Annotated in this window: 16 protein-coding genes; 14 read left to right on the forward strand and 2 right to left on the reverse strand. The window is 48.6% G+C overall.

The annotated features are described in order from the left end of the window. Positions 1–188: 188 nt before the first annotated feature. Genes B5Z18_RS27610 through rpiA form a run of 5 tightly spaced genes read left to right on the forward strand, consistent with a single transcriptional unit; the run spans position 189 to position 5,699 of the window. Positions 189–1,112, forward strand: a complete 924-nt coding sequence (locus B5Z18_RS27610) for a dihydrodipicolinate synthase family protein (protein WP_079472784.1) — start codon at positions 189–191, stop codon at positions 1,110–1,112. After that, positions 1,109–2,698 (forward strand): aldehyde dehydrogenase (NADP(+)), encoded by a 1,590-nt coding sequence (locus B5Z18_RS27615; protein ID WP_079472785.1) that lies wholly within the window; start codon positions 1,109–1,111, stop codon positions 2,696–2,698. The genes B5Z18_RS27610 and B5Z18_RS27615 overlap by 4 nt, the downstream gene beginning before the upstream one ends. 14 nt (positions 2,699–2,712) lie before the next feature. Further along, entirely contained in the window at positions 2,713–3,714 is a 1,002-nt protein-coding gene (locus tag B5Z18_RS27620; protein WP_079472786.1) for a 4-hydroxyproline epimerase, read from the forward strand. Between the two features lie 11 nt (positions 3,715–3,725). Next, entirely contained in the window at positions 3,726–4,970 is a 1,245-nt protein-coding gene (locus tag B5Z18_RS27625; RefSeq protein WP_079472787.1) for an NAD(P)/FAD-dependent oxidoreductase, read from the forward strand. 27 nt (positions 4,971–4,997) lie between these two features. After that, positions 4,998–5,699, forward strand: coding sequence for a ribose-5-phosphate isomerase RpiA (gene rpiA / locus B5Z18_RS27630; RefSeq protein WP_079472788.1), 702 nt, complete (start codon positions 4,998–5,000; stop codon positions 5,697–5,699). On the opposite strand, the gene B5Z18_RS27635 is transcribed toward rpiA, so the two are convergent. Beyond that, positions 5,665–6,948 carry an MFS transporter gene (locus B5Z18_RS27635; protein WP_079472789.1) on the reverse strand — a complete coding sequence of 428 codons (1,284 nt, stop codon included), beginning with the start codon at positions 6,946–6,948 and terminating at the stop codon, positions 5,665–5,667. The genes rpiA and B5Z18_RS27635 overlap by 35 nt on opposite strands. Positions 6,949–7,207: 259 nt before the next feature. Here B5Z18_RS27635 and B5Z18_RS27640 point away from each other — a divergent pair, with 259 nt between their 5' ends. Next, a complete protein-coding gene (locus B5Z18_RS27640; RefSeq protein WP_079472790.1) occupies positions 7,208–7,399 on the forward strand; it encodes a cold-shock protein in 192 nt (63 codons plus the stop codon). Positions 7,400–7,556: 157 nt separating this feature from the next. Continuing rightward, on the forward strand, positions 7,557–8,276 hold the full coding sequence (locus B5Z18_RS27645; RefSeq protein ID WP_079472791.1) for a hypothetical protein: 720 nt from the start codon (positions 7,557–7,559) through the stop codon (positions 8,274–8,276). A 471-nt stretch (positions 8,277–8,747) separates the two neighbouring features. On the opposite strand, the gene B5Z18_RS27650 is transcribed toward B5Z18_RS27645, so the two are convergent. Then, positions 8,748–9,701 (reverse strand): nitrilase family protein, encoded by a 954-nt coding sequence (locus B5Z18_RS27650; RefSeq protein ID WP_079472792.1) that lies wholly within the window; start codon positions 9,699–9,701, stop codon positions 8,748–8,750. 120 nt (positions 9,702–9,821) lie between these two features. Between B5Z18_RS27650 and B5Z18_RS27655 the strand changes: the two genes are divergently transcribed. From B5Z18_RS27655 to B5Z18_RS27685, 7 genes are all read left to right on the forward strand, one after another. Then, the gene (locus tag B5Z18_RS27655) at positions 9,822–12,062 is read left to right on the forward strand and encodes a helix-turn-helix domain-containing protein (RefSeq protein ID WP_079472793.1); all 2,241 of its coding nucleotides are present in this window, start codon (positions 9,822–9,824) and stop codon (positions 12,060–12,062) included. Positions 12,063–12,220: 158 nt separating this feature from the next. Then, a complete protein-coding gene (locus B5Z18_RS27660) occupies positions 12,221–12,976 on the forward strand; it encodes a (Fe-S)-binding protein (RefSeq protein WP_079472794.1) in 756 nt (251 codons plus the stop codon). Further along, positions 12,957–14,333, forward strand: a complete 1,377-nt coding sequence (locus B5Z18_RS27665) for a lactate utilization protein B (RefSeq protein WP_079472795.1) — start codon at positions 12,957–12,959, stop codon at positions 14,331–14,333. The genes B5Z18_RS27660 and B5Z18_RS27665 overlap by 20 nt, the downstream gene beginning before the upstream one ends. Beyond that, entirely contained in the window at positions 14,330–14,902 is a 573-nt protein-coding gene (locus B5Z18_RS27670; RefSeq protein ID WP_079472796.1) for a LutC/YkgG family protein, read from the forward strand. Before B5Z18_RS27665 ends, B5Z18_RS27670 begins: the two co-directional genes overlap by 4 nt. A gap of 970 nt (positions 14,903–15,872) precedes the next feature. After that, positions 15,873–17,675, forward strand: a complete 1,803-nt coding sequence (locus B5Z18_RS27675) for a polysaccharide biosynthesis protein (RefSeq protein WP_235016041.1) — start codon at positions 15,873–15,875, stop codon at positions 17,673–17,675. Between the two features lie 43 nt (positions 17,676–17,718). Continuing rightward, entirely contained in the window at positions 17,719–18,534 is an 816-nt protein-coding gene (locus B5Z18_RS27680) for a polysaccharide biosynthesis/export family protein (protein WP_079472798.1), read from the forward strand. Positions 18,535–18,551: 17 nt separating this feature from the next. After that, a complete protein-coding gene (locus B5Z18_RS27685) occupies positions 18,552–20,945 on the forward strand; it encodes a GumC family protein (RefSeq protein ID WP_079472799.1) in 2,394 nt (797 codons plus the stop codon). Positions 20,946–21,032 lie beyond the last annotated feature (87 nt).

Here is a 21,032-nt window from a genome sequence, read left to right on the forward strand (position 1 = left end):
GGGCAAAAATTAGCGGACTTAAGCTAGAATTCCAAAAAAATAGGTACAGTGATAATATGCGGATATTTTTTAAATATCGGTAGATGAAGGGTTTTTTCGGTTAAAATCTGCGCAGTATTGATTAATTACAGCAGCGTGCTATCGGGCCTCTCCGGCTATTTTTGTTGACATAAAAAAGATAGGAAAAAATGGCAGCAATTAACTGGCAAGGCGTATTTCCCGCACTGCTCACCCCTTTTACTGCGGATGATCATATTGATTATGAGATGTTCGACAAAAACCTGCAGGCACAAATCGATGCAGGCGTTAATGGTATTATCCTCGGCGGCTCGCTGGGAGAAGCCAGTAGTTTACTGAACGAAGAAAAGTATGCACTCGTGAAGCATGCAGTGGCTTTTCTGGCCGGTAAAGTACCGGTAGTCATGAATATTGCGGAACAAACCACTACAGCAGCTATCGCCTGCGCTAAAGCCGCAGAAGAAGCCGGTGCAGCAGGACTCATGCTCCTGCCTCCCATGCGCTATAAGGCAGACGACCGCGAAACTGTGGCTTACTTCCTCGCCATTGCAGGCAGCACTTCCTTGCCAATTATGATCTACAACAACCCGGTGGATTATAAGATCCTCGTAACACTGGATATGTTTGAAGAATTGTCAAAAGCACCAAACATCCAGGCAGTGAAAGAATCTACCCGCGATACTACCAATGTAATCCGCATGATCAACCGCTTTGGCGATCGTTTCAGTATCCTCGGCGGCGTAGATACGCTGGCGCTGGAATGCCTGGTACTGGGCGCTAATGGCTGGGTAGCCGGACTGGTAGATGCTTTCCCACGGGAAACTGTAGCCATCTATCGTTTGGTGAAAGCAGGCCGCATCGCAGAAGCACTGGCTATCTACCGCTGGTTTATGCCACTGCTGGAACTGGATATCGTTCCTAAACTGGTGCAATATATTAAGCTGGCAGCTACCGCTACCGGTATCGGCAGCACAAATGTACGCGCACCACGACTGATGCCGCAAGGCGCTGAACTGGCCCATGCGGAAAAAGTAATTGCAACTGCACTGGCTACACGCCCGCAACTACCGGATTATTTAAAACTCCCTGCATGATAACAGGCAAAAATATCATAGGCTTCGCGGCGGCTGCAACGGGAACGGATACACTTCGTGCGTACGATCCCGTTAGCAACGCCACGCTGCCGGAAATGTTCGCAACCGCAACAACGGAAGAAGTAAACCAGGCGGTGGAAAAGGCCACCACGGCTTTTAAAACATACCGCCACACTTCCCCGGAACAACGGGCAGTATTCCTCGAAGCCATCGCCACAGAAATACTCGCCATCGGCGATCCGTTGCTGGAAAGGACAGTAACGGAATCCGGGCTCCCCCTGGCACGCATTACCGGCGAACGTATGCGCACGGTTAACCAGCTCCGCCTGTTCGCAGCAGTGCTGCGGGAAGGCTCCTGGGTAGAAGCCATCATCGACCCTGCCCAGCCGGAACGTACGCCGTTACCGCGGGCGGATATACGAAAAATGCTGGTGCCGCTGGGCCCCGTATTAGTATTTCCTGCCAGCAATTTCCCGCTGGCATTTTCTACTGCCGGAGGCGATACGGCATCAGCACTGGCCGCCGGCAACCCCGTTATCGTAAAGGCGCATGAATCGCATTTAGGCACCAACGAACTGGTGGCTACTGCCATTCAAAAGGCTGCACAATCCTGCGGTATGCCCGATGGCGTGTTCTCCAGCCTGAACGGCGCCGGCGCTTTATTGGGACAACAACTCGTAAAGCATCCCGGCATTAAAGCCATTGGCTTCACAGGCTCCTTCAAAGCAGGCACGGCTATCTTTGATGCAGTAAACCAAAGGGCAGAACCCATCCCCGTATACGCGGAAATGGGCAGCATTAACCCCGTATTGCTGTTACCCGGCAAACTGGAGGCATCTGCGCAACAAACGGCGCAACAATATGCGCAATCCATCACGCTGGGCACCGGGCAATTCTGCACCAATCCTGGCCTGCTGATAGCGCTGGCCGGCAACGCCACAGAACAATTCGCGGTAGCATTGCAAAAGGAAATGGCTGCAATCAACGCAGGAACCATGCTCAACCCCGGCATCTGTTATCACTATTATGAAAACAGGGAGCAGTTGTCGCGCCGCAAAGGAGTGCAAACATTGTATGCCGGTCCGAAGGAGAAGGATGCTACCAAAGGCTCGCCTGCGCTTTACCGCGTAGATGCAAAGGATTTTATAGCCAGTGAAGAACTGCAACAGGAAGTGTTTGGACCCGCGTCCCTGCTGGTAGTGTGTAATGACGATGCAGAACTATCAAAGTTGTTATTACATTTACATGGCCAGTTAACCGGTACGGTAATGGCTTCCGCCACCGACTTGTTAACATATGCGGATGCAGTGGAAATCCTGTGCCAGAAAGTAGGCCGGGTTATTTTGAATAATGTGCCTACCGGTGTGGAACCTGGTTATGCTATGCATCACGGAGGCCCGTTCCCCGCTACCACGGATATACGAAGTACCTCTGTGGGCGCATCGGCGATCGTTCGTTTTGCAAGACCGCTATGCTTCCAGGATTGGCCGCAGCAGCTGCTTCCGGATGCGCTGAAAGATGAGAATCCGTTAGGCATCTGGAGAAAGATAGATGGTCAGCTGACAAAGGACACCGTTAGTCGTTAAAATATTAAATGATTATGTCGACCAAGACTTTTTTTTGTATAGATGCGCATACCTGCGGCAACCCGGTTCGACTGGTGGCCGGCGGTGGCCCCGTGCTGAAGGGAAACAACATGATGGAGAAACGCCTGCATTTCCTGCAGGAGTTCGACTGGATCCGTAAGGGGCTCATGTTTGAGCCCCGCGGCCATGATATGATGAGCGGCAGCATCCTGTACCCGCCCACTGATGAAGCAAACGATACCGGCGTATTATATATTGAAACCAGTGGCTGCCTGCCAATGTGCGGTCATGGTACCATCGGTACCGTGACTATCGCTATTGAACAGGGGCTTATTATTCCAAAGGTCCCCGGCCAGCTGCGACTGGAAACACCAGCCGGACTGGTACTGGTGAGCTATGTACAGGAAGGGAAGAAGGTGAAATCTGTAAAGCTCACCAACGTAAAGTCTTTTCTCGCTGCAGAAAACCTGGAAGTGATGTGCCCCGATCTCGGGTTGCTGAAAGTAGATGTGGCCTACGGCGGTAACTTCTACGCAATAGTAGATCCGCAGGAAAACTTCAAAGGACTGGAAAATCATACGGCCGATCAACTGGTATCCTGGAGCCGCGAATTACGGAAAAGACTAAACGAAAACTATTCCTTTGTGCATCCGGAAAATGAGCATATCAAAGGATTAAGCCATATTCTCTGGACCGGCGCCACTATCAGCCCGGAAGCAACGGCGCGTAACGCGGTGTTTTATGGCGATAAAGCCATCGACCGCTCCCCCTGCGGCACCGGTACATCCGCAAGGATGGCACAGTGGCACGCCAAAGGAAAACTGAAAGCAGGCGACCGTTTCATCCATGAAAGCATCATCGGCTCACAATTCACGGGCACCATTGAAGCAGAAACCACCATTGGAGGGAAACCCGCTATTGTACCGGGTATCGAAGGTTGGGCAATGGTAACCGGCTATAACACTATTATACTGGATGACGACGACCCGTATGTACACGGATTCCAGGTGATCTAACTTATTAAAACATGAAAGCAATCGTCATCGGTGGTGGAATTATCGGCCTTTGTACCGCTTACTATCTGAACGAAAGCGGTTGGGAAGTAACCGTACTCGATAAAGGAGATTTCAGCAACAACTGCTCCTATGGAAACATGGGCATGATTGTTCCAAGTCATTTTGTACCACTGGCTGCACCGGGCATCATCTCACAGGGAATCAGGTGGATGTTTAGCAGCAAAAGCCCTTTTTATGTAAAGCCTTCGCTGAATAAACAACTCATCGGCTGGGGACTCAAATTCATGAAAAGCGCTACCGCAAAGCATGTGGAAGCTTCCGCGCTGCCACTGAGGGATATCAATTTACTCAGCCGCTCGTTGTATACATCGCTGGCGCAACAGCCCGGGTTTAACTTCGGACTGGAGCGCAAAGGCATTATCATGTACTATAAAACAGCTGCGGTGGCGGAAGAAGAAGCACACCTCGCCGCCCAGGCCAATACAATGGGACTGGACGCGGTAGTACTGGATAAAGCCGCACTGCAGGCGCTGGAACCACAGGTACAGCTGGATGTATTGGGCGGCGTGCATTATCGCTGCGATAGCCATCTCTATCCCAACGACCTGATGCAGCAACTAAAACAATACCTGGAACAAAAACAGGTGAAGTTCCTGCCACAGCGCGAAGTAACAAAAATCAAAACCAGCGGCAATAAAGTAACGGCAGTAATAACCGGGCAGGAAACACATACCGCAGATGTATTTGTACTGGCAACCGGCTCCTGGAGCCCTGCTGTAGCGCATCTGGCGGGTGAACGTCTTCCCATGATGCCAGGCAAAGGCTATTCAGTTACCCTGGAGTCGCCGTCCGTGAACTTAAATATCCCGGCGATTCTTTGTGAAGCACGGGTGGCACTAACGCCAATGGGTAATCGTTTACGTTACGGTGGTACCATGGAAGTAGCGCCGGTGAACGACCAGGTAAACATGAACCGTGTGGCCGGAATCGTGGATTCAGTGAACCGGTATTTCCCCAATCTCCCTATACAAACACCCGATAAAAAACAGGTATGGAGCGGTTGCCGCCCCTGTTCACCGGATGGCCTGCCCTATATCGGTTATGCGCCCTCCCACACCAATTTGCTGATGGGTACCGGTCACGCTATGATGGGCCTCAGCCTGGGACCCGCTACGGGCAAGCTGTTGGCGGAACTGGCCAATGGCTCCAATACCAGTATGGATATTGCTGCATTTTCTCCCGCAAGATATCGTTAGCTAACAGCGAATAGTTATATTTGTTCCATGCAAACAGATATCGGTAAAAAAGCAGCAGGCGAAAAAGCCGCTGAATATATTAAGCCTGGTATGACCGTTGGTTTGGGTACAGGCAGCACAGCGTATTATACAATTCTGCGTATAGGCGAGTTAGTTAGATCGGGCCTTGATATAAAGGCGGTGGCTACTTCCGCACAATCGGAGCAACTGGCCATAGAGCAACAGATTCCCCTGGTAGATTTTGAACAGGTGGAGAAGATAGATATTGATATAGATGGGGCAGATGAAGCAGATGCGCAACTGCAACTGATCAAAGGAGGGGGCGGCGCATTGCTGCGGGAAAAAATTATTGCAGCAGCATCAAAAGAAATGCTGGTAGTGATAGATGAAAAAAAACTGGTAAAGCACCTGGGCAAATTTCCTTTGCCGGTAGAAGTAACCACCTTTGGATGGGAGCTTACCTTCAAACAACTGGCGGCGCTCGGAGCGCATCCTGTTTTACGTTTAAAAGACAACAACCGTTTTGTAACGGACAATGGCAACTATATCCTCGATTGCCATTATCAGAAAATACATAATGCAGCAGCACTGCACGCACAACTGAATAATATTCCCGGCGTAGTGGAAAATGGATTATTTCTCCACTACGCTACCCGGTTGATCATCGGTAATGCCGATGGCTCCATCAGGGAAATTACGCATCCCTATCAAGCAAAGACGTCTTTTTAGTATCCCGCGAAGTAGCGTATACCAGCAGCGAAATAAAGATGCAAATGGTTACATACCAATAGTACAGCGGTTCATACCCTATCTTCTTAAAGTAAAGCGCAATAGGTTCTGCGGTGCCGCCAAAAAGCGCCACTGTAATGGCATAGGGGAATCCAACCCCCAGCGCCCGCACTTCCGCGGGGAACATTTCCGCTTTTACCACGGCATTGATAGAGGTATAACCGCTTACAATCAGCAGCGCCATTAAAATAAGCCAGAAGGCGGTCCATTCAGAGGTAGCATGACTGATGCCCGTTAAAATAGGAACGGTAAATGTTGTCCCTAACACACCAAACCCGATCAGCAAAGGCTTCCGGCCATAGATGTCTGAAATCCAGCCAAAGAGTGGTTGCAAAATGGCAAAGATGAGCATGAGGAAGAAGGTGAGGGTAGTGGCGTGTTCTATGGTCAGATGCACGGTATTTACCAGGAACTTCTGCATGTAAGTAGTATAGGTATAGAAGGCCAGTGTGCCGCCCATCGTTAATCCCACTACCGTCATCACTGCCCGTGGATGCTTTTTAAACAGCAGTTTCAGGGAGCCTTTATCTTTTGTTGCTTTTATTTTTTCGAAAGAAGTGGATTCCTGCATATGCCGGCGGAGGTAGAGCGCAAAAAACGCCAGCGCGGCGCCAATCACAAACGGGATACGCCATCCCCATTCATGCAGCTGGGCCGGCGTAAGGAATACCTTCTGGAGCAGCATCTGCACACCAAGTGCCACCAGCTGCCCGCCTATCAGCGTTACATACTGAAAACTGGAGTAAAAACCCCGCAGATCTCTTGTAGCCACCTCGCTGAGGTAGGTGGCGGAGGTGCCGTATTCGCCGCCTACGCTGAGGCCCTGTAACAGGCGCGCTATCAGTAGCAGCGCAGGCGCCGCCAGGCCAATACTGTTATAGGAGGGCGTAAATGCAATGAGCAGGGAACCCAGCGACATCAGGAGCACGGACAGTGTCATGGAGGCTTTACGCCCCTGTTTATCGGCAATGCGGCCAAACATCCAGCCGCCAATGGGCCGCATCAGGAAACCCACCGCAAATATGGCTGCCGTATTAAGTAACTGGGCGGTATAACTGCCCTTCGGAAAGAAGACCGGCGCGAAATAGAGTGAAAACGTGGCGTAAATGTACCAATCATACCATTCTACAAGGTTACCGGCAGAACCGGTTAATATGGCTTTTATCCGCCATGCGTCAGGATGTTTCATATAGAATGCGAAAATATATTTTAATATGGAATTATGAGCCAGCAGGCCATAGTGGCGAAGAAAAAGTTTAAAATAAATTAGGGTTGTATTCAGGAAATCATTTATCTTCGTACCGCTTCTTAAGGATAATGTATTTCAATTCTGTTGGTAGATCACCTCTTCACATTCAGCTTTTTCTTACAGTCTTTCTTCTAGTTGCCCAGGTAGCCGCCTGCTGTAATAATGGCGAGAACACGTTCACAATTAAATATTAAATATAATGCAAACAGGTGTAGTAAAATTTTTTAATGAAGCTAAAGGTTTTGGATTCATTAAAATCGAAGGTTCAGGACAAGAAATTTTTGTTCACGTATCTGGTATCAAAGAAAGCATCGGCGAAAATGACCGCGTAGTTTTTGACGTGGAAGAAGGTAGAAAAGGCCCGAATGCTGTTAACGTAAGACTGGCATAATTTATTTTATAATAGTTCGTTATAAACCGCGCTGGCTTTGCCAGGGCGGTTTTTTTATGCATGAAATCCTGCGTGTTGTTCATTTTGTTCAGTCTCTTCTTCCTGTCTCTCCGGCCAGCCTGTTTTCGTAATTTTAAGGAAACAGATTTATCAAACGATGGCAAAACAAACAGGGATCGTCCTTTTTACCGGTAAACTGGAAAACCAGGTAGGTTACCGGAGAAATGGAATTTATTTTATCCGCGCAATGGCGCAATCAGTGCGGCAAACCGGCGCTACCAGGCAGTCTGCCCGGGAGTTCGGCATTGCCAGCACAAAGGCGAAGCTGATCCGGCACGCCATTGGGCCGCTGCTGGATATTACGCCGGACGATACCTGCGTAAACCGCCTCAATAAAGCACTGATCCGGGCCGGGAAAAACGGCATGCAGGAGTTGCAGGGCTTCCGGTTCAACAGGCATACCGCGGTGGAACAGTTTTTTAGCCGGCAACCGGTACTAACCCCCGCCGGAACCTGGAACATACCCGCACAGGAGCTGCTTCCCCAGGGCAATGCCACACACCTCCATATCACCGCTATTGCTGTCCGTATCAGCTTTATGCAACGGCGCATCATCAGCAGCCGCGCAAAGGGGATCACCATCGATTTAAGTAAGCCCTTTCAAGGCGCAGCACTGGATACACGCCTCAGTGGACACGGCACATTGCTGCACGTATTACAAATAAATACATCCGCTAACAAGGCCGCCCTGGCCAGCCGCCGCTTCACCGCCGCCGATATCATGCACGTGGTACCCCCCATAACCAGCAAAATAAAAACCGCCGGAACCCCTACTGGTAGTACGTTTCCCGATCAAGTCCACGTCCCCTCCACGTGAACTCCACGTTCACTCCATGTAATCCCCATCTCCACTGTATTTCCTATCCCATCTCCAGGTAATATCCCTGTAATAGCGATGTATATCCATCTCCCACAATAGTAACTATCTCTGATAGCCAAATCAGTGAAATCAGCATAATAAGTTTAATCCAGCTCCAGGACAATTTTAAAGCGCCGAAGGCGCTGCACACCCCCGTCCCGGAAAACAAAAAACCGCTCCACAAGGGAACGGTTCTTTTATACAAGAAGCTAAAAAACGGGTTATCTTAAAGCTCTGTAAACATGTGTCAGGAGTTGCAAAGATAACCGGCCAGATGGATTTCCTGGTTTTATTTAAGGCCAATCGGCCAAAACCCGCAACCAATCGTGTTTTTTTGTTTGTATTATAATTTAGTTTAAATTATCAAGTCCCGGTGCTGCCGGTCAGGAATACCGTATCAGCAGCGCCTCCGCTGCTGCCATAGCGCATTTACTCCTTTTCCTGGAGCCATACCACCTTTTGTACCGGCGTATGTGCCGCTGCAATCACTTCTCCATACAAATCGGGCCGGCGCGCCAGCCGGTACCGGTGCCCACCGGCTTCGGTCAGTTTATTTCGTGTAAGCGTAGCCGTTACTACCTCATTGTCCAGTTTCCGGCATTCTGCGATCACATCACCAAACGGATCAATGATCATGGAGCAGCCGTTTTTCAGCTGGTCGTCGTCCATGCCGATAGGGTTGGAGAAAACGGCATACACCGCATTGTCATACGCACGCGCAGGCAACCACTTCATCAGCCAGGAACGGCCTTTCATACCGTCAAATTCCAGTCGCAGCGAAGTAGGGTCTTCCCGGCGTTTTTCCCAGAGCGCCGGGTCCACAAAACCCGCACCGGGCCGTGTAGATGGCGTACACATGGTTACATGTGGCATGAAAATGATTTCGGCGCCCAGCAGGGCCGTTGCGCGTACATTCTCCGTAATATTATTATCGTAACAAATCAGCATACTGCACTTCCATCCCTTCAGATCAAAGATTACATATTCATTTCCCGGCTGCAGATGCGGATTGATAAACGGATGCAGCTTGCGGTACTTCGCCACCAGCCCGTTTTTATCTACACATACATAGGCTTTGAATAAATTATCGTCTGCATCTTTTTCAAACAATCCCGCCAGCACGGCAATATTATTTTCAGCGGCAATATCCTGCAACGCCTTGATAGACGGACCTCCCGGGATTATCTCCGACAACTCCAGCATCTGCTCCCGCGATAAATTCCTGGCAAAAGTATAACCCGTCACAGAACACTCGTGGAAAGCCACGGCATCAGCGCCGTCGGCAGCGGCCTGCCGGGATAACTCCCGGATAACACCCAGGTTATAGGCTTTATCATTACTCCTGTTTTCAAATTGCGCGGTAGCAATTCTGATATCGTTCATGCGAAAAAAGTTTTTTGTTGACAGAAAGTAAAACGAAGATACTTTACATTTGGTTACACGCAATATCTCCGCCGTTTTCGCCACTTTTTCTGTATATTCGCCCTTTCAATTTAACAGCAAATGCCCCAACCGGATAATACAAATACTATCTTTCACCTGGCGGCAGATTTCATAAACCACACACACCGCCATATCTTCCTTACCGGTAAAGCCGGTACAGGGAAAACTACGTTCCTGAAATATATCAAAGAACATACACGTAAAAACACGGTAGTAGTAGCGCCTACAGGAGTAGCCGCTATCAACGCCGGTGGTGTTACCATGCACTCTTTTTTCCAGTTGCCCTTCGGACCTTTTATCCCCGGCACTAAAAGAGGATTTGGAATGGATGAAATCAGCAGTACAGATAAACACGGCCTGTTCCGCAATATTCGTTTCACCAACGATAAAAAAGTATTGCTGCAGGAAATGGAACTGCTCATCATCGATGAGGTAAGTATGGTGCGCTGCGATATGCTGGATGCTATCGACGTGATCCTCCGCCATTTCCGCAATAAGCCACTGCTGCCTTTCGGCGGTGTACAGGTATTGTTTATCGGGGATCTGTACCAGCTCCCGCCGGTGGTGCCGGATGCAGAATGGCGCATGCTCTCTGAATATTACAACAGCACCTTTTTCTTTGCCGCCAAAGTAATAGAACAGGCGCCGCCACTGTATATTGAACTGAAGAAAATTTACCGGCAAAATGAACAGCACTTCATTGATGTGCTGAACCGGATCCGCAATAATGAAGTACTGCACGAAGACCTGCAGTTGCTGAATGAACATTATCAGCCGAATTTTAAGGGAGAAGATGAAGAGTACATCGTACTCACCACCCATAACCGGAAGGCCGATGAAATCAATGCCCGGCGCCTGGCAGATATGCCCGGAAAAGTATATCGCTTTGAAGGAAAGATAGAAGGGGATTTCAGCGACAAGGCCCTACCTACAGAACTACTGCTGCAACTGAAAGTTGGCGCACAGGTGATGTTTCTCAAAAACGACCTGGCGCAACCCCGTCGTTATTACAACGGCAAAATAGCTACTGTAAAGGAAATCAACGACGATGAAATTATGCTGGTGCTCGCAGGCTCCCATGAAGAGCTTAAACTGGGAAAGGAAACCTGGCGAAACATCCGCTACTCCTACAACCAGGATGAGAACAGCATTGAGGAAGAAGAAATAGGCAGCTTTACCCAGTTCCCGATACGCCTCGCATGGGCCATCACCATCCACAAAAGCCAGGGCCTTACCTTTGAACGCGCCATCATCGACGCAGGATACGCCTTCGCACCCGGGCAGGTATACGTGGCGCTGAGCCGCTGTACTTCACTCGACGGACTGGTACTGCATTCCCGCATCGGGCATGGTAGCATCAGAACAGACCGACAGGTAATTGAATTTGCAGAAAAAGAGAATGAAGCCAATGAACTGGTAGTGTTGCTGGAAATGGAAAAGAAAAAGTTCCAGGCTACGTCACTGCTCCAGTTGTTCGACTGGTACCGTATGCAGGCCACCATCCGCAGCCACGCCGTATGGATCCAGGATAAAAAGCTCCCCGACTTCGACGCGGCCATTAAACTAAGCCGCGCTATGTCTGCCAAAGCAGAACAGCAACAGGAAGTAGCCACCCGGTTTGTAACACAGCTGCATCAACTGCTGGATACCGCCGTGCAAACAGGGGAAATGGAACAGCTGAAGCTACGGGTAAATAAAGCCATCGGCTATTTTACCCAAAGTATTTATGAAGATCTTATCCAGCCTTTGCAAACACACATCGCTGATGTGAAAAAAGCAAAGTCGAAAAAATATCTCCTCCAGCTCATGGCCCTCGAAGCCGATTGCTGGAACAAGCTGCGGCACGTTTGGGAAGTATCCTACGCTGACCTGGACTTTACCACCGGTTTAAAAGACTACACCAAACTCAGAGACGCGGATGCCGCTGCCGCCGCGGCTCCTGTTACCGCTGCCAAGGAAAAAGCTGCCAAAGGCAAAGTGGAAAAAGGCAGCAGCCGTCGCGGTACACTGGAACTATATCTCGCCGGTAAATCTATCCCCGATATTGCCACGGCGCGCCAACTCGCCATCAGTACCATTGAAAGCCACCTGGCCCAATGCGTGGAAGCCGGTGAAATGGACATCAACCGTTTTGTTACCGAACGCACCATGCGCCTTATCCTCAAGCATATCGGCGAATTAGGCGCCACCGCCGCAGGTCCCATCAAGGAAAGAGTAGGCGATGCCGCTACTTTCGCTGAAATCCGCGTGGTACAATGGTATCTCAAAAAGAAACAGGAAGAACAGATCATGAACGATTAAGGCGCGCAACAGGACAGACCGGGTTGCCAACCTCCAAACACTGCTTTAATTTAGATCAGTGAAAAATAAGCCAGTAACCGGTAAAAAAGAGGGAGGATTACTGTCGCGTTGCCCGCTAAATTTGCAGGTCAGCAATGATCATTTAAATTACTTTACCCGTGAAAGTAGGATTATTTATACCATGTTATATTGACCAGTTCTACCCGCAGGTAGGCATTGCCACCCTGCAGCTGCTGCAGAAACTGGGTTGTGAAGTGGAGTTTCCCCAGGGGCAAACCTGCTGCGGCCAGCCAATGGCTAACTCAGGATACGAACATCTTACGCACCAGTGCAATAGCCTGTTCATTAAAAACTTTGCTGACTACGACTATATTGTAGGCCCCTCTGGTAGCTGTGTGCTGCATATCAAAGATCATTTGCACGATCCGGCAGCAGAAACAGCAGCCACTCATATACGTGAACGGATCTACGAACTCACGGAATTCCTCACAGATGTACTCAAAGTAGAAAAGCTGACAGCCCGTTTTCCCTGTAAAGTAGGACTGCACCAGAGCTGTCACGGTCAACGTGGCCTCGCCCTTGCGCAGATGAGTGAACTGGTGGCGGCGCCTTTCTCCAAACCGGAGCAGTTGCTGCGTATGGTGGAAGGAGTGGAGCTGGTACCGCTGGACCGGCAGGATGAGTGCTGCGGCTTTGGCGGCACTTTCTGTGTTACCGAAGAAGCCGTATCCGTAAAAATGGGAAAAGATCGTGTAGCCGATCACGTTAAACATGGCGCAGAGGTGATCACCGGAACAGATGTGAGTTGCCTCATGCACATGGAAGGCATTTTACGCCGGCAGCATGCTGGTGTAAAGGTGATGCATATTGCAGAAATTCTCAATCAGAATATCCATGAACAGGCAAACAGCTGATCACGCCACGCTGGCAGACAAGTTCAACGAAGATGAGCCGCGGGTGGACTGGCACGACCAAACCCTCTGGTGGGTACGCGCCAAAAGGGATAAGATGGCCTGGAGCATTCCGGAATGGGAACAGCTGCGGGAAACCGCTTCCGCCATCAAGCTGAACGCCCTGGGCAACCTGCACGATTATCTCGTTCAGTTTGAACAGCAGGCAATACAGAATGGCGCCATCGTTCACTGGGCCGCGGATGCAGAAGAGCATAACCAGATCGTAACAGGCATCCTGAAAAAACACGGGGTGCGTCACCTGGTGAAAAGTAAGTCCATGCTCACAGAAGAATGCCATCTGAATCCCCACCTCATGGCCAATGGCATCGAAGTAATTGATACCGATCTGGGAGAACGGATTGTGCAGCTCGCCAAAGAGCCGCCCAGTCATATTGTACTGCCCTGTATTCATAAAAAGAAAGAAGAGATAGGAGAGCTGTTCCACGAACACCTGGGTACGCCCGCAGGTAACGCAGACCCGCAATTCCTGACCGCTGCCGCAAGGCAGCACCTGCGGAAGGAATTCCTGCAGGCCAAAGCAGCGATCACCGGTGTGAACTTCGCGGTAGCGGAAACCGGTGAAATGGTGGTATGCACCAACGAAGGTAACGCCGACATGGGCGCGCACCTGGCAGATGTGCATATTGCCTGTATGGGCATCGAAAAAATAATCCCGCAGCGTAAGCACCTGGGAGTGTTCCTGCGCCTGTTGGCCCGTAGTGCCACCGGGCAGCCCATTACTACCTATTCCAGTCATTTCAGGCAACCCCGGCCCGGCCAGGAGCTGCATATTGTACTGGTGGATAATGGCCGTTCCAGGCAGCTGGGACGGGAAGATTTCCGCAATTCACTGAAGTGCATCCGTTGTGGCGCCTGCATGAACACCTGCCCGGTATATCGCCGCAGCGGTGGACATAGCTATCATACCGCTGTAGCGGGCCCTATTGGCGCTATTCTGGCGCCCAACCTCGATATGAAGGATTATGCCGACCTGCCCTTTGCATCTACGCTGTGCGGCTCCTGCTCCAATGTATGCCCGGTGAAAATAGATATTCACCAGCAGCTGTATAAGTGGCGGCAGGTATTGGTAAAGGAAGGCTATACTACGGCCGCAAAAACAGCCAGTATGAAGGCAATGAGCGGGGTATTGTCTACGCCCGCTGTTTACCGGACCGCCGGTAAAATGGGGCGTTGGGTAATGCGCGCTTTCCCCGGTATGGTGAATAACCGTTTAAATCCCTGGTATAAACAAAGAGAGATGCCGGCTCCGCCGAAGCAATCCTTCTCCCAGTGGTACGAAAAAAATAAAAAATCATGAGCAGCAGGGACCAGATATTAGCCGCTGTGAAGCAACATCAACCGGAGGCTTCCGTATTGCCGTCTTTGGAAGGATTATCCGGCAATATGCCGGGTACGCTGGAGGCCTACCGTAAAGTACTGGAAGGATTAGGCGGCAGTTTGTTTGAGATAAAGGATGAAAGTGAAATACCTGCATTACTGGCGGAGCATTATCCGCACCTGCAGCGTATTATCAGGGTAGGGGATGAACAACGTGCATGGATAAACGAAGATCCGCATCTGCTGGAAGATGTGGATATGGCGGTTGTGCCCGGTCAGTGGGGAGTAGCGGAAAACGGCGCCATATGGCTTACAGAAGCCGAAATACCGGTAAGGGTATTGCCTTTTATTTGTCAGCATCTGGCCATTGTACTGCCGGCCGGCAGGCTCCTGCCTACCATGCATGAGGCTTATGAAAAGATCGGCGCGCCGCAAACCGGGTTCGGGGTATTTATTGCAGGTCCATCCAAAACAGCAGATATCGAGCAATCGCTGGTGCTGGGCGCACATGGGGCGAAGAGCCTGGTAGTATTTATTACGGCCGGGTAATATCTTTTACGTATACGCTATTACGTTATACTCACTAAAAAAACGGACTCACCGGTTACCGGTGAGTCCGTTTTTTTAGTGAGGTATCCTGAGTGAGTATGCTATAATTATCTACAGAATATTTTCGTTATTTTTTAACAATTAAAGGAGTATAATAAATACTTCATTAACTTTAGGCCGGGAAATTAAACAGATCCCTTAAATTGGTATGGTGTTTGTTCAATTGCGTGCGTTGCAAGAATCGATAGCGCAGTGATTTTTTTTAACCATATTATTATAGCCATATTTTTAGCAGCTGCGTTAACCAGAAAAATTGAAAGACCATGTTTCATCTATTTAACACTTTAGAGCGGCATCAGAACAAGTCGTTACAGCAAAAGATCGGGGTGCATCACCACCAATGTAGCATCACAGGAAAATTTTCTTTAATAGTATGCAAACTGGACAGCATGATTGGCTGATCCGCATTTTTCGTTTATCCGGCGGGGTTATTTGTCGTTATGTGCCAACAGACCAGTGTTTGAGCAGATAGCCCATAGGAAAAATGGTAGTCATAATCGCTTTGTTAAAAGGGATTCGGAAGTGCTTTGTGTGATTAATCTTTCAGAAGAGTAGAACGTTGAAAAAAAAATTTAACAGTTTACTTTTTCATAACAGAACTTTTCATTTTTAGTAGTTATCTTGCGCTAACTTTGAAAACCGAAAGAAAGATTATAATCAATTAATTCTCCGTCCTGTATTCTAACTAAGCGCCTCTATGAAAACCTTGAAACTTGCGCGACCTTAGTTGAACAGGCGAGCTTATATTTAATAACCATATCTTATTATTGAACCTATGGTGCGTAATTCATCATGGATTACCCCGTCGTGGCTAATCTTACTGTTAGACCTGGGGTGCTCTGTCATCGCAATCAATTTAGCATTTCTCCTGAGACTAAATTTTGATGCATCTGCTATTGTTTTGTTTCCATTGGAAAAGATAGCCTTGCTTACCGGAGCTGTAACGCTCGCGTTATCTTTGCTGCTGCACACTTACAGGGGAATCGTCCGTTTTACCAGCCTTGCTGATATCGGGCGTATTGCAGCATTGAACATTATCAGCTGTGGTATCTATCTCGCTGTCAGCTACAGCCATCTGCTGGATCGGGAACAGGCGCTTTTTCCCATGTCTGTAATCCTGATCAACTTCTTCATCAGCTCCTTCCTGCTGTTATCCTACCGCCTGCTGGTGAAATGGATCTTCAAATATTATAATAATTTCCGCGCGGTGAACAGAACCCGTGCTGCGATTTATTATACAGGACATTCCAGTCTCATGCTGCGGAAAGCGATCAGTGATGATCCGCACTCGGATATCCGTATCACCGCTTTCCTGGCAGACACCAATGCACATGCCGGTAAGTCGCTGGAAGGATTACCCATCTACGCTTCCCGCAAAGGAGAACTGTATAAGCTCGTAAAACAGGCAAAGGCAACTTTGTTGCTGATTCCGGAAGATCACCTGGACAGGACACACCTCAATGAACTCGTAGAAGAATGTATCGCATTAAACATACGTGTACAAAAAATCATTCCCGTGAGCCAGTGGACAGAAGGTAACACCAATAGCGGTATCCAGTTAAAGGATATCAACATAGAAGATCTTCTTGAAAGATCTGTTATCAACATCAAAAACGTACAGCTCAGTAAAGAACTGAAAGGAAAGAGTATCCTGGTTACAGGAGCTGCCGGTTCTATTGGTAGTGAAATTGTAAGACAGGTAATAAAATATGAACCATCGGTAGTTATACTCTGTGATAAAGCAGAATCGCCGCTGCACGAACTGGAGCTGGAACTGGCGGAAACCATCAGCGGGGTTCCGGTGATTCCTTTTATCGGTAATGTATGCGACCGTATACGGATGCAGCAACTGTTTGAAATCTATGCGCCGGTAATCGTTTATCATGCCGCTGCCTACAAACATGTACCCATGATGGAAAAAAATCCTTCCATCGCAGTAATGAATAATGTACTGGGTACTAAAATAGTGGCGGAACTGGCGGTGGAATACGGCGCCGAGAAATTTGTAATGGTATCTACGGATAAAGCGGTGAACCCTACCAACGTAATGGGCGCCTCCAAACGTATTGCCGAAATCTTCTCCCAGTCGTTCAACAACCACCTGAATGAAAAATACCAGAAAATAGGACCGGTGTATGGTACACCTCCCACACGCTTTATCACTACCCGTTTTGGCAATGTACTGGGCTCAAACGGATCTGTAATTCCACGTTTCAAACAACAGCTGGAAAAAGGTGGCCCGCTAACGGTTACCCATCCGGATATTACCCGCTACTTCATGACCATCCCCGAAGCCTGCCAGCTGGTGCTGGAAGCCGGTTCTATGGGACAGGGAGGCGAAATATTCGTGTTCGATATGGGTAAACCCATGAAGATTGCGGAACTGGCGCGTAAAATGATCCGTATGTCCGGTAAAGAACCCGGAAAAGATATACAGATCGTTTTCACCGGCTTACGCCCAGGGGAAAAACTGTATGAAGAATTACTGAACAATGCAGAGAATACCTTACCCACTTACCACGAAAAAATTATGATTGCCAAAGTACGTGCATCAGATTTTACCGAGGTGAATGAACAAGTGAATCAACTGATAGAATCTGCCAGGAAACATTATCTCACGCCAACGGTGGCCAGGATGAAACAACTGGTACCGGAGTTCATCAGCAAAAATTCTACTTATGAAGAACTTGATAAGGGAAAGATGATCATCTGATCATCCGGTATTCATTACTAAATAAGAAACAAGAGCAATCAATATGTGTGAGCGATCTATCAGAGATTTTAAAGGATTATTAATGGTGTTGTCGGGTGTGGTCACGTTATTTATCACTTCCTGTTCGGCGCCAAAAAACATTACGTATTTCAGAGATGTACCGGATACTATCAAACAACATGAAATACAACAGGCCACTTACTCAACGCCGTTAATCCAGGCAGATGATATCTTACAGATAACCATCCAAACGCTTGATCCAACGGCTACCGCCATGCTGAATCAATCCGGCGCAGCAGTGCCGGTAAGCGGTAATACCGCTGCAGCACCCGCTGCCGCAGCAGTAAGCGGCTACCTGGTAGATAAAGACGGATATGTGGTACTGCCATTGATTGGTAAAATAATGGTGCAGGGCAAAACAACCGACAGCGTCAGGGAAGAGATCAAAACAAAAGCAGCTACCTACTATAAAGATCCGGTAGTAAACGTGCGGTTTGCCAATTTTAAGATCACCGTACTGGGAGAAGTGAACAAGCCTTCTACCTATGTGATGCCCAATGAGAAGGTAACCTTACTGGATGCACTGGGCGCAGCCGGCGATCTTACTATCTACGGAAAAAGGGAAAATGTATTACTGATCAGGGATAATAATGGAAAGAAGGAATTTGTGAGACTGAATCTGAACCAGAGCAATATTTTTTCGTCTCCCTACTTTTACCTGCATCAGGGAGATGTAGTATATGTAGAACCTAATAAATCGAAAGTGTCCAGTACGGACTTTGCACAGGTAAAACGTATTTCAATCCTGGCATCTGTTTTATCACTGTTGATCGTGGCGGTGTCGAGAATTAATTTTTAATTTTTTAATAAGAAAATATGCCAGAGCATATCTTTACGAATCACGCAGCTCATTTAAATGGGCACGAGGCAAGGGAGCCGGAAAAAGACGGCGGGATCAACCCCCGTTATATACTGGATACCCTTATGAGACATTGGTACCTGTTTGTTATTTTCATAATAATGGGTGTGTCTGCTGCGTGGTTGTATCTCCGCTACGCCACTCCCAGTTATAAAATCAGTGCTAAAGTACTGGTAAAGGATGACCAGAAAGGTGGCGATATCCCCGGTCAGGAGATACTGCAACAGCTGGAAGTTTTTTCCAATAAAAGCAGCGTGGACAATGAAGTGGAAATATTAAAGTCACGTACCCTCATGCAGAAGGTAGTGAACAACCTGCAACTGAACACATCTTATTTTGTAGATGGAAGAGTGAAAGAATCCGAGCAATACGGTAACCTTCCTTTTTCATTGCAATGGCTTTCCCTCAATGATACCATTAACAAAACCTCTTATGTTATCACACCATTGGGGAATGATAAATTTGAATTGTCCGGCAAAAAAGGTACACGTACCGCTGCCTGGAATGATACGCTTCACCTCCAGGAAGGCGTGGCAAAAATAACCCGTACAGAGTTTCCTTTCACCCGGTCGGCTTACACCGTCAAAGTGGCGTCTGTAGATGAAACTACGGCTAATTACCAGCTGCTGCTGGATGTGCGTATTCCCAATAAACAGGTGAGTACCATCGATCTGAGTTTAGATGCACGGATTCCTGAAAAAGGAGAAAAAGTGCTGAACAACCTGCTGACCACCTACCTGAAAGCAAGTGTGGAAGACAAAAACCGTATTGCCGACAGCACCATCGCCTTCATCGACAACCGTCTTGTTATTGTAACACAGGAGTTGTCGGGGGTAGAAAAAAATATACAGCAGTTCAAACAGGATAATGAACTGGCAGATATTGAATCACAGTCGAAATTACTGGTAGAAGGTACCGGCGACGCCCGCAAACAGCTATTGGAACAACAGGTACAGTTAAACGTGGTAGAGTCGCTGGAACAATATATGCGCGACACCGAAAACAATAAAAGGGTAGTGCCTTCCTCCCTCATTGTACAGGACCCTACCTTTGTAGGATTGGTACAGCGTTATAACACCCTGCAGCTCGACAGGGAACGCCAGCTGATGTCCAGCACAACTACCAACCCGGTAGTGGTGAATATGGACCAGCAGCTCGCAGGCATCCGTTCCGACCTGCTCAGCAACCTGGCTTCCCTGAAAAGAGGTATCCAGGTGGGCATCGAAGAACAGCAAAAGAATGCCAGCGCCCTCAATCAGAAAATCAGGCAGGTGCCTGCCAAAGAAAGGGTATTCCTGGATATCTCCCGTCAACAGGCCATCAAACAGGAATTATACCTGTTTCTCCTGAAGAAAAGAGAAGAGTCCGCGATTTCCAAAACTTCTAACCTGGCTATCGCCCGCATTATTGACGATGCCAAAAGCGATGCACTGCCTTTCAAACCAAAACGCATCCTCATCCTTCTGTTAGGACTGGTACTGGGCGTAGCACTCCCGGCCGGATACCTGTACATGAGAGAACTGTTAAGCAGAAGGATCCTCAATAAGCAGGACATTACCAGCAACACACCGGTGCCGGTACTGGCGGAAATTGGTCACGCCTCATCAAATATGATTGTCACCAAAGCCGATTCACGTACGCCGGTAGCGGAGCAGTTCCGTGCTTTAAGAACCAATCTCCAGTTTGTATTGTCTGATATCAGTAATAAAGCGGTAATTGTTACTTCCAGCATGGGAGGAGAAGGAAAGTCCTTTGTGTCTACCAACCTGGCGGCCATCCTGGCCCTTTCAGGGAAGAAGGTAGTGCTGATGGAAATGGATTTGCGCAAGCCTAAGATCGCAGAGCGACTGGGCCTGCCCAACCATGAAGGCTTCAGCACTTATGCCATCGGTAAAACTTCTATGGAAGCGCTGATCAGGCCATCAGGGATTCATGAAAACTGCTGGATCATCAGTTCCGGTCCTATTCCGCCAAATCCTACCGAGCTGTTATTACAGCAAAGGACAGAAGCGCTGTTTAAAGAACTGAATGAACGCTTTGATTATATCGTGATCGACTCCGCCCCGATAGGGCTGGTAACAGATGCGCAGGTACTGGCCCGCTATGCGGATGCCACCCTGTACCTGGTTCGCCACGGCGTTACCTTCAAACAGCAGCTGCAGATCTCTAAAGACCTGTACCTGCAGCGTAAACTGCCCCGGATCAATATCGTTATCAATGATGTGAAGAATAAGAGCGCCTACGGCTATGGCTACGGGTATGGATACGGGTACGGTTACGGCAATGAAGACGGCGGTGGTAAGCGTTTCCTGGGGAAATGGAGGAAACGGGCCGTGCTGGACGGGAAATAGCATTACGATATTATGTATATTCGTGTATGCATCGCCATTTTGCCCCGGATATACCCTGTACTTATCAGTTGGATGGATGGCAGGACT

The organism is Chitinophaga ginsengisegetis (assembly GCF_900168065.1).
In the GTDB taxonomy this organism is placed as follows: Bacteria; Bacteroidota; Bacteroidia; order Chitinophagales; family Chitinophagaceae; genus Chitinophaga; species Chitinophaga ginsengisegetis.

What these genes read in the sequence shown, in the direction of transcription:
- B5Z18_RS27625 (WP_079472787.1), top strand. Translation starts at nt 3,726, where the DNA reads ATGAAAGCAATCGTCATCGGTGGTGGAATTATCGGCCTTTGTACCGCT.
- B5Z18_RS27640 (WP_079472790.1), top strand. Translation starts at nt 7,208, where the DNA reads ATGCAAACAGGTGTAGTAAAATTTTTTAATGAAGCTAAAGGTTTTGGA.
- B5Z18_RS27615 (WP_079472785.1), top strand. Translation starts at nt 1,109, where the DNA reads ATGATAACAGGCAAAAATATCATAGGCTTCGCGGCGGCTGCAACGGGA.
- B5Z18_RS27680 (WP_079472798.1), top strand. Translation starts at nt 17,719, where the DNA reads ATGTGTGAGCGATCTATCAGAGATTTTAAAGGATTATTAATGGTGTTG.
- B5Z18_RS27610 (WP_079472784.1), top strand. Translation starts at nt 189, where the DNA reads ATGGCAGCAATTAACTGGCAAGGCGTATTTCCCGCACTGCTCACCCCT.
- B5Z18_RS27635 (WP_079472789.1), bottom strand. Translation starts at nt 6,948, where the DNA reads ATGAAACATCCTGACGCATGGCGGATAAAAGCCATATTAACCGGTTCT.
- B5Z18_RS27645 (WP_079472791.1), top strand. Translation starts at nt 7,557, where the DNA reads ATGGCAAAACAAACAGGGATCGTCCTTTTTACCGGTAAACTGGAAAAC.
- B5Z18_RS27655 (WP_079472793.1), top strand. Translation starts at nt 9,822, where the DNA reads ATGCCCCAACCGGATAATACAAATACTATCTTTCACCTGGCGGCAGAT.
- B5Z18_RS27650 (WP_079472792.1), bottom strand. Translation starts at nt 9,701, where the DNA reads ATGAACGATATCAGAATTGCTACCGCGCAATTTGAAAACAGGAGTAAT.
- B5Z18_RS27670 (WP_079472796.1), top strand. Translation starts at nt 14,330, where the DNA reads ATGAGCAGCAGGGACCAGATATTAGCCGCTGTGAAGCAACATCAACCG.
- B5Z18_RS27665 (WP_079472795.1), top strand. Translation starts at nt 12,957, where the DNA reads ATGAACAGGCAAACAGCTGATCACGCCACGCTGGCAGACAAGTTCAAC.
- B5Z18_RS27620 (WP_079472786.1), top strand. Translation starts at nt 2,713, where the DNA reads ATGTCGACCAAGACTTTTTTTTGTATAGATGCGCATACCTGCGGCAAC.
- rpiA (WP_079472788.1), top strand. Translation starts at nt 4,998, where the DNA reads ATGCAAACAGATATCGGTAAAAAAGCAGCAGGCGAAAAAGCCGCTGAA.
- B5Z18_RS27685 (WP_079472799.1), top strand. Translation starts at nt 18,552, where the DNA reads ATGCCAGAGCATATCTTTACGAATCACGCAGCTCATTTAAATGGGCAC.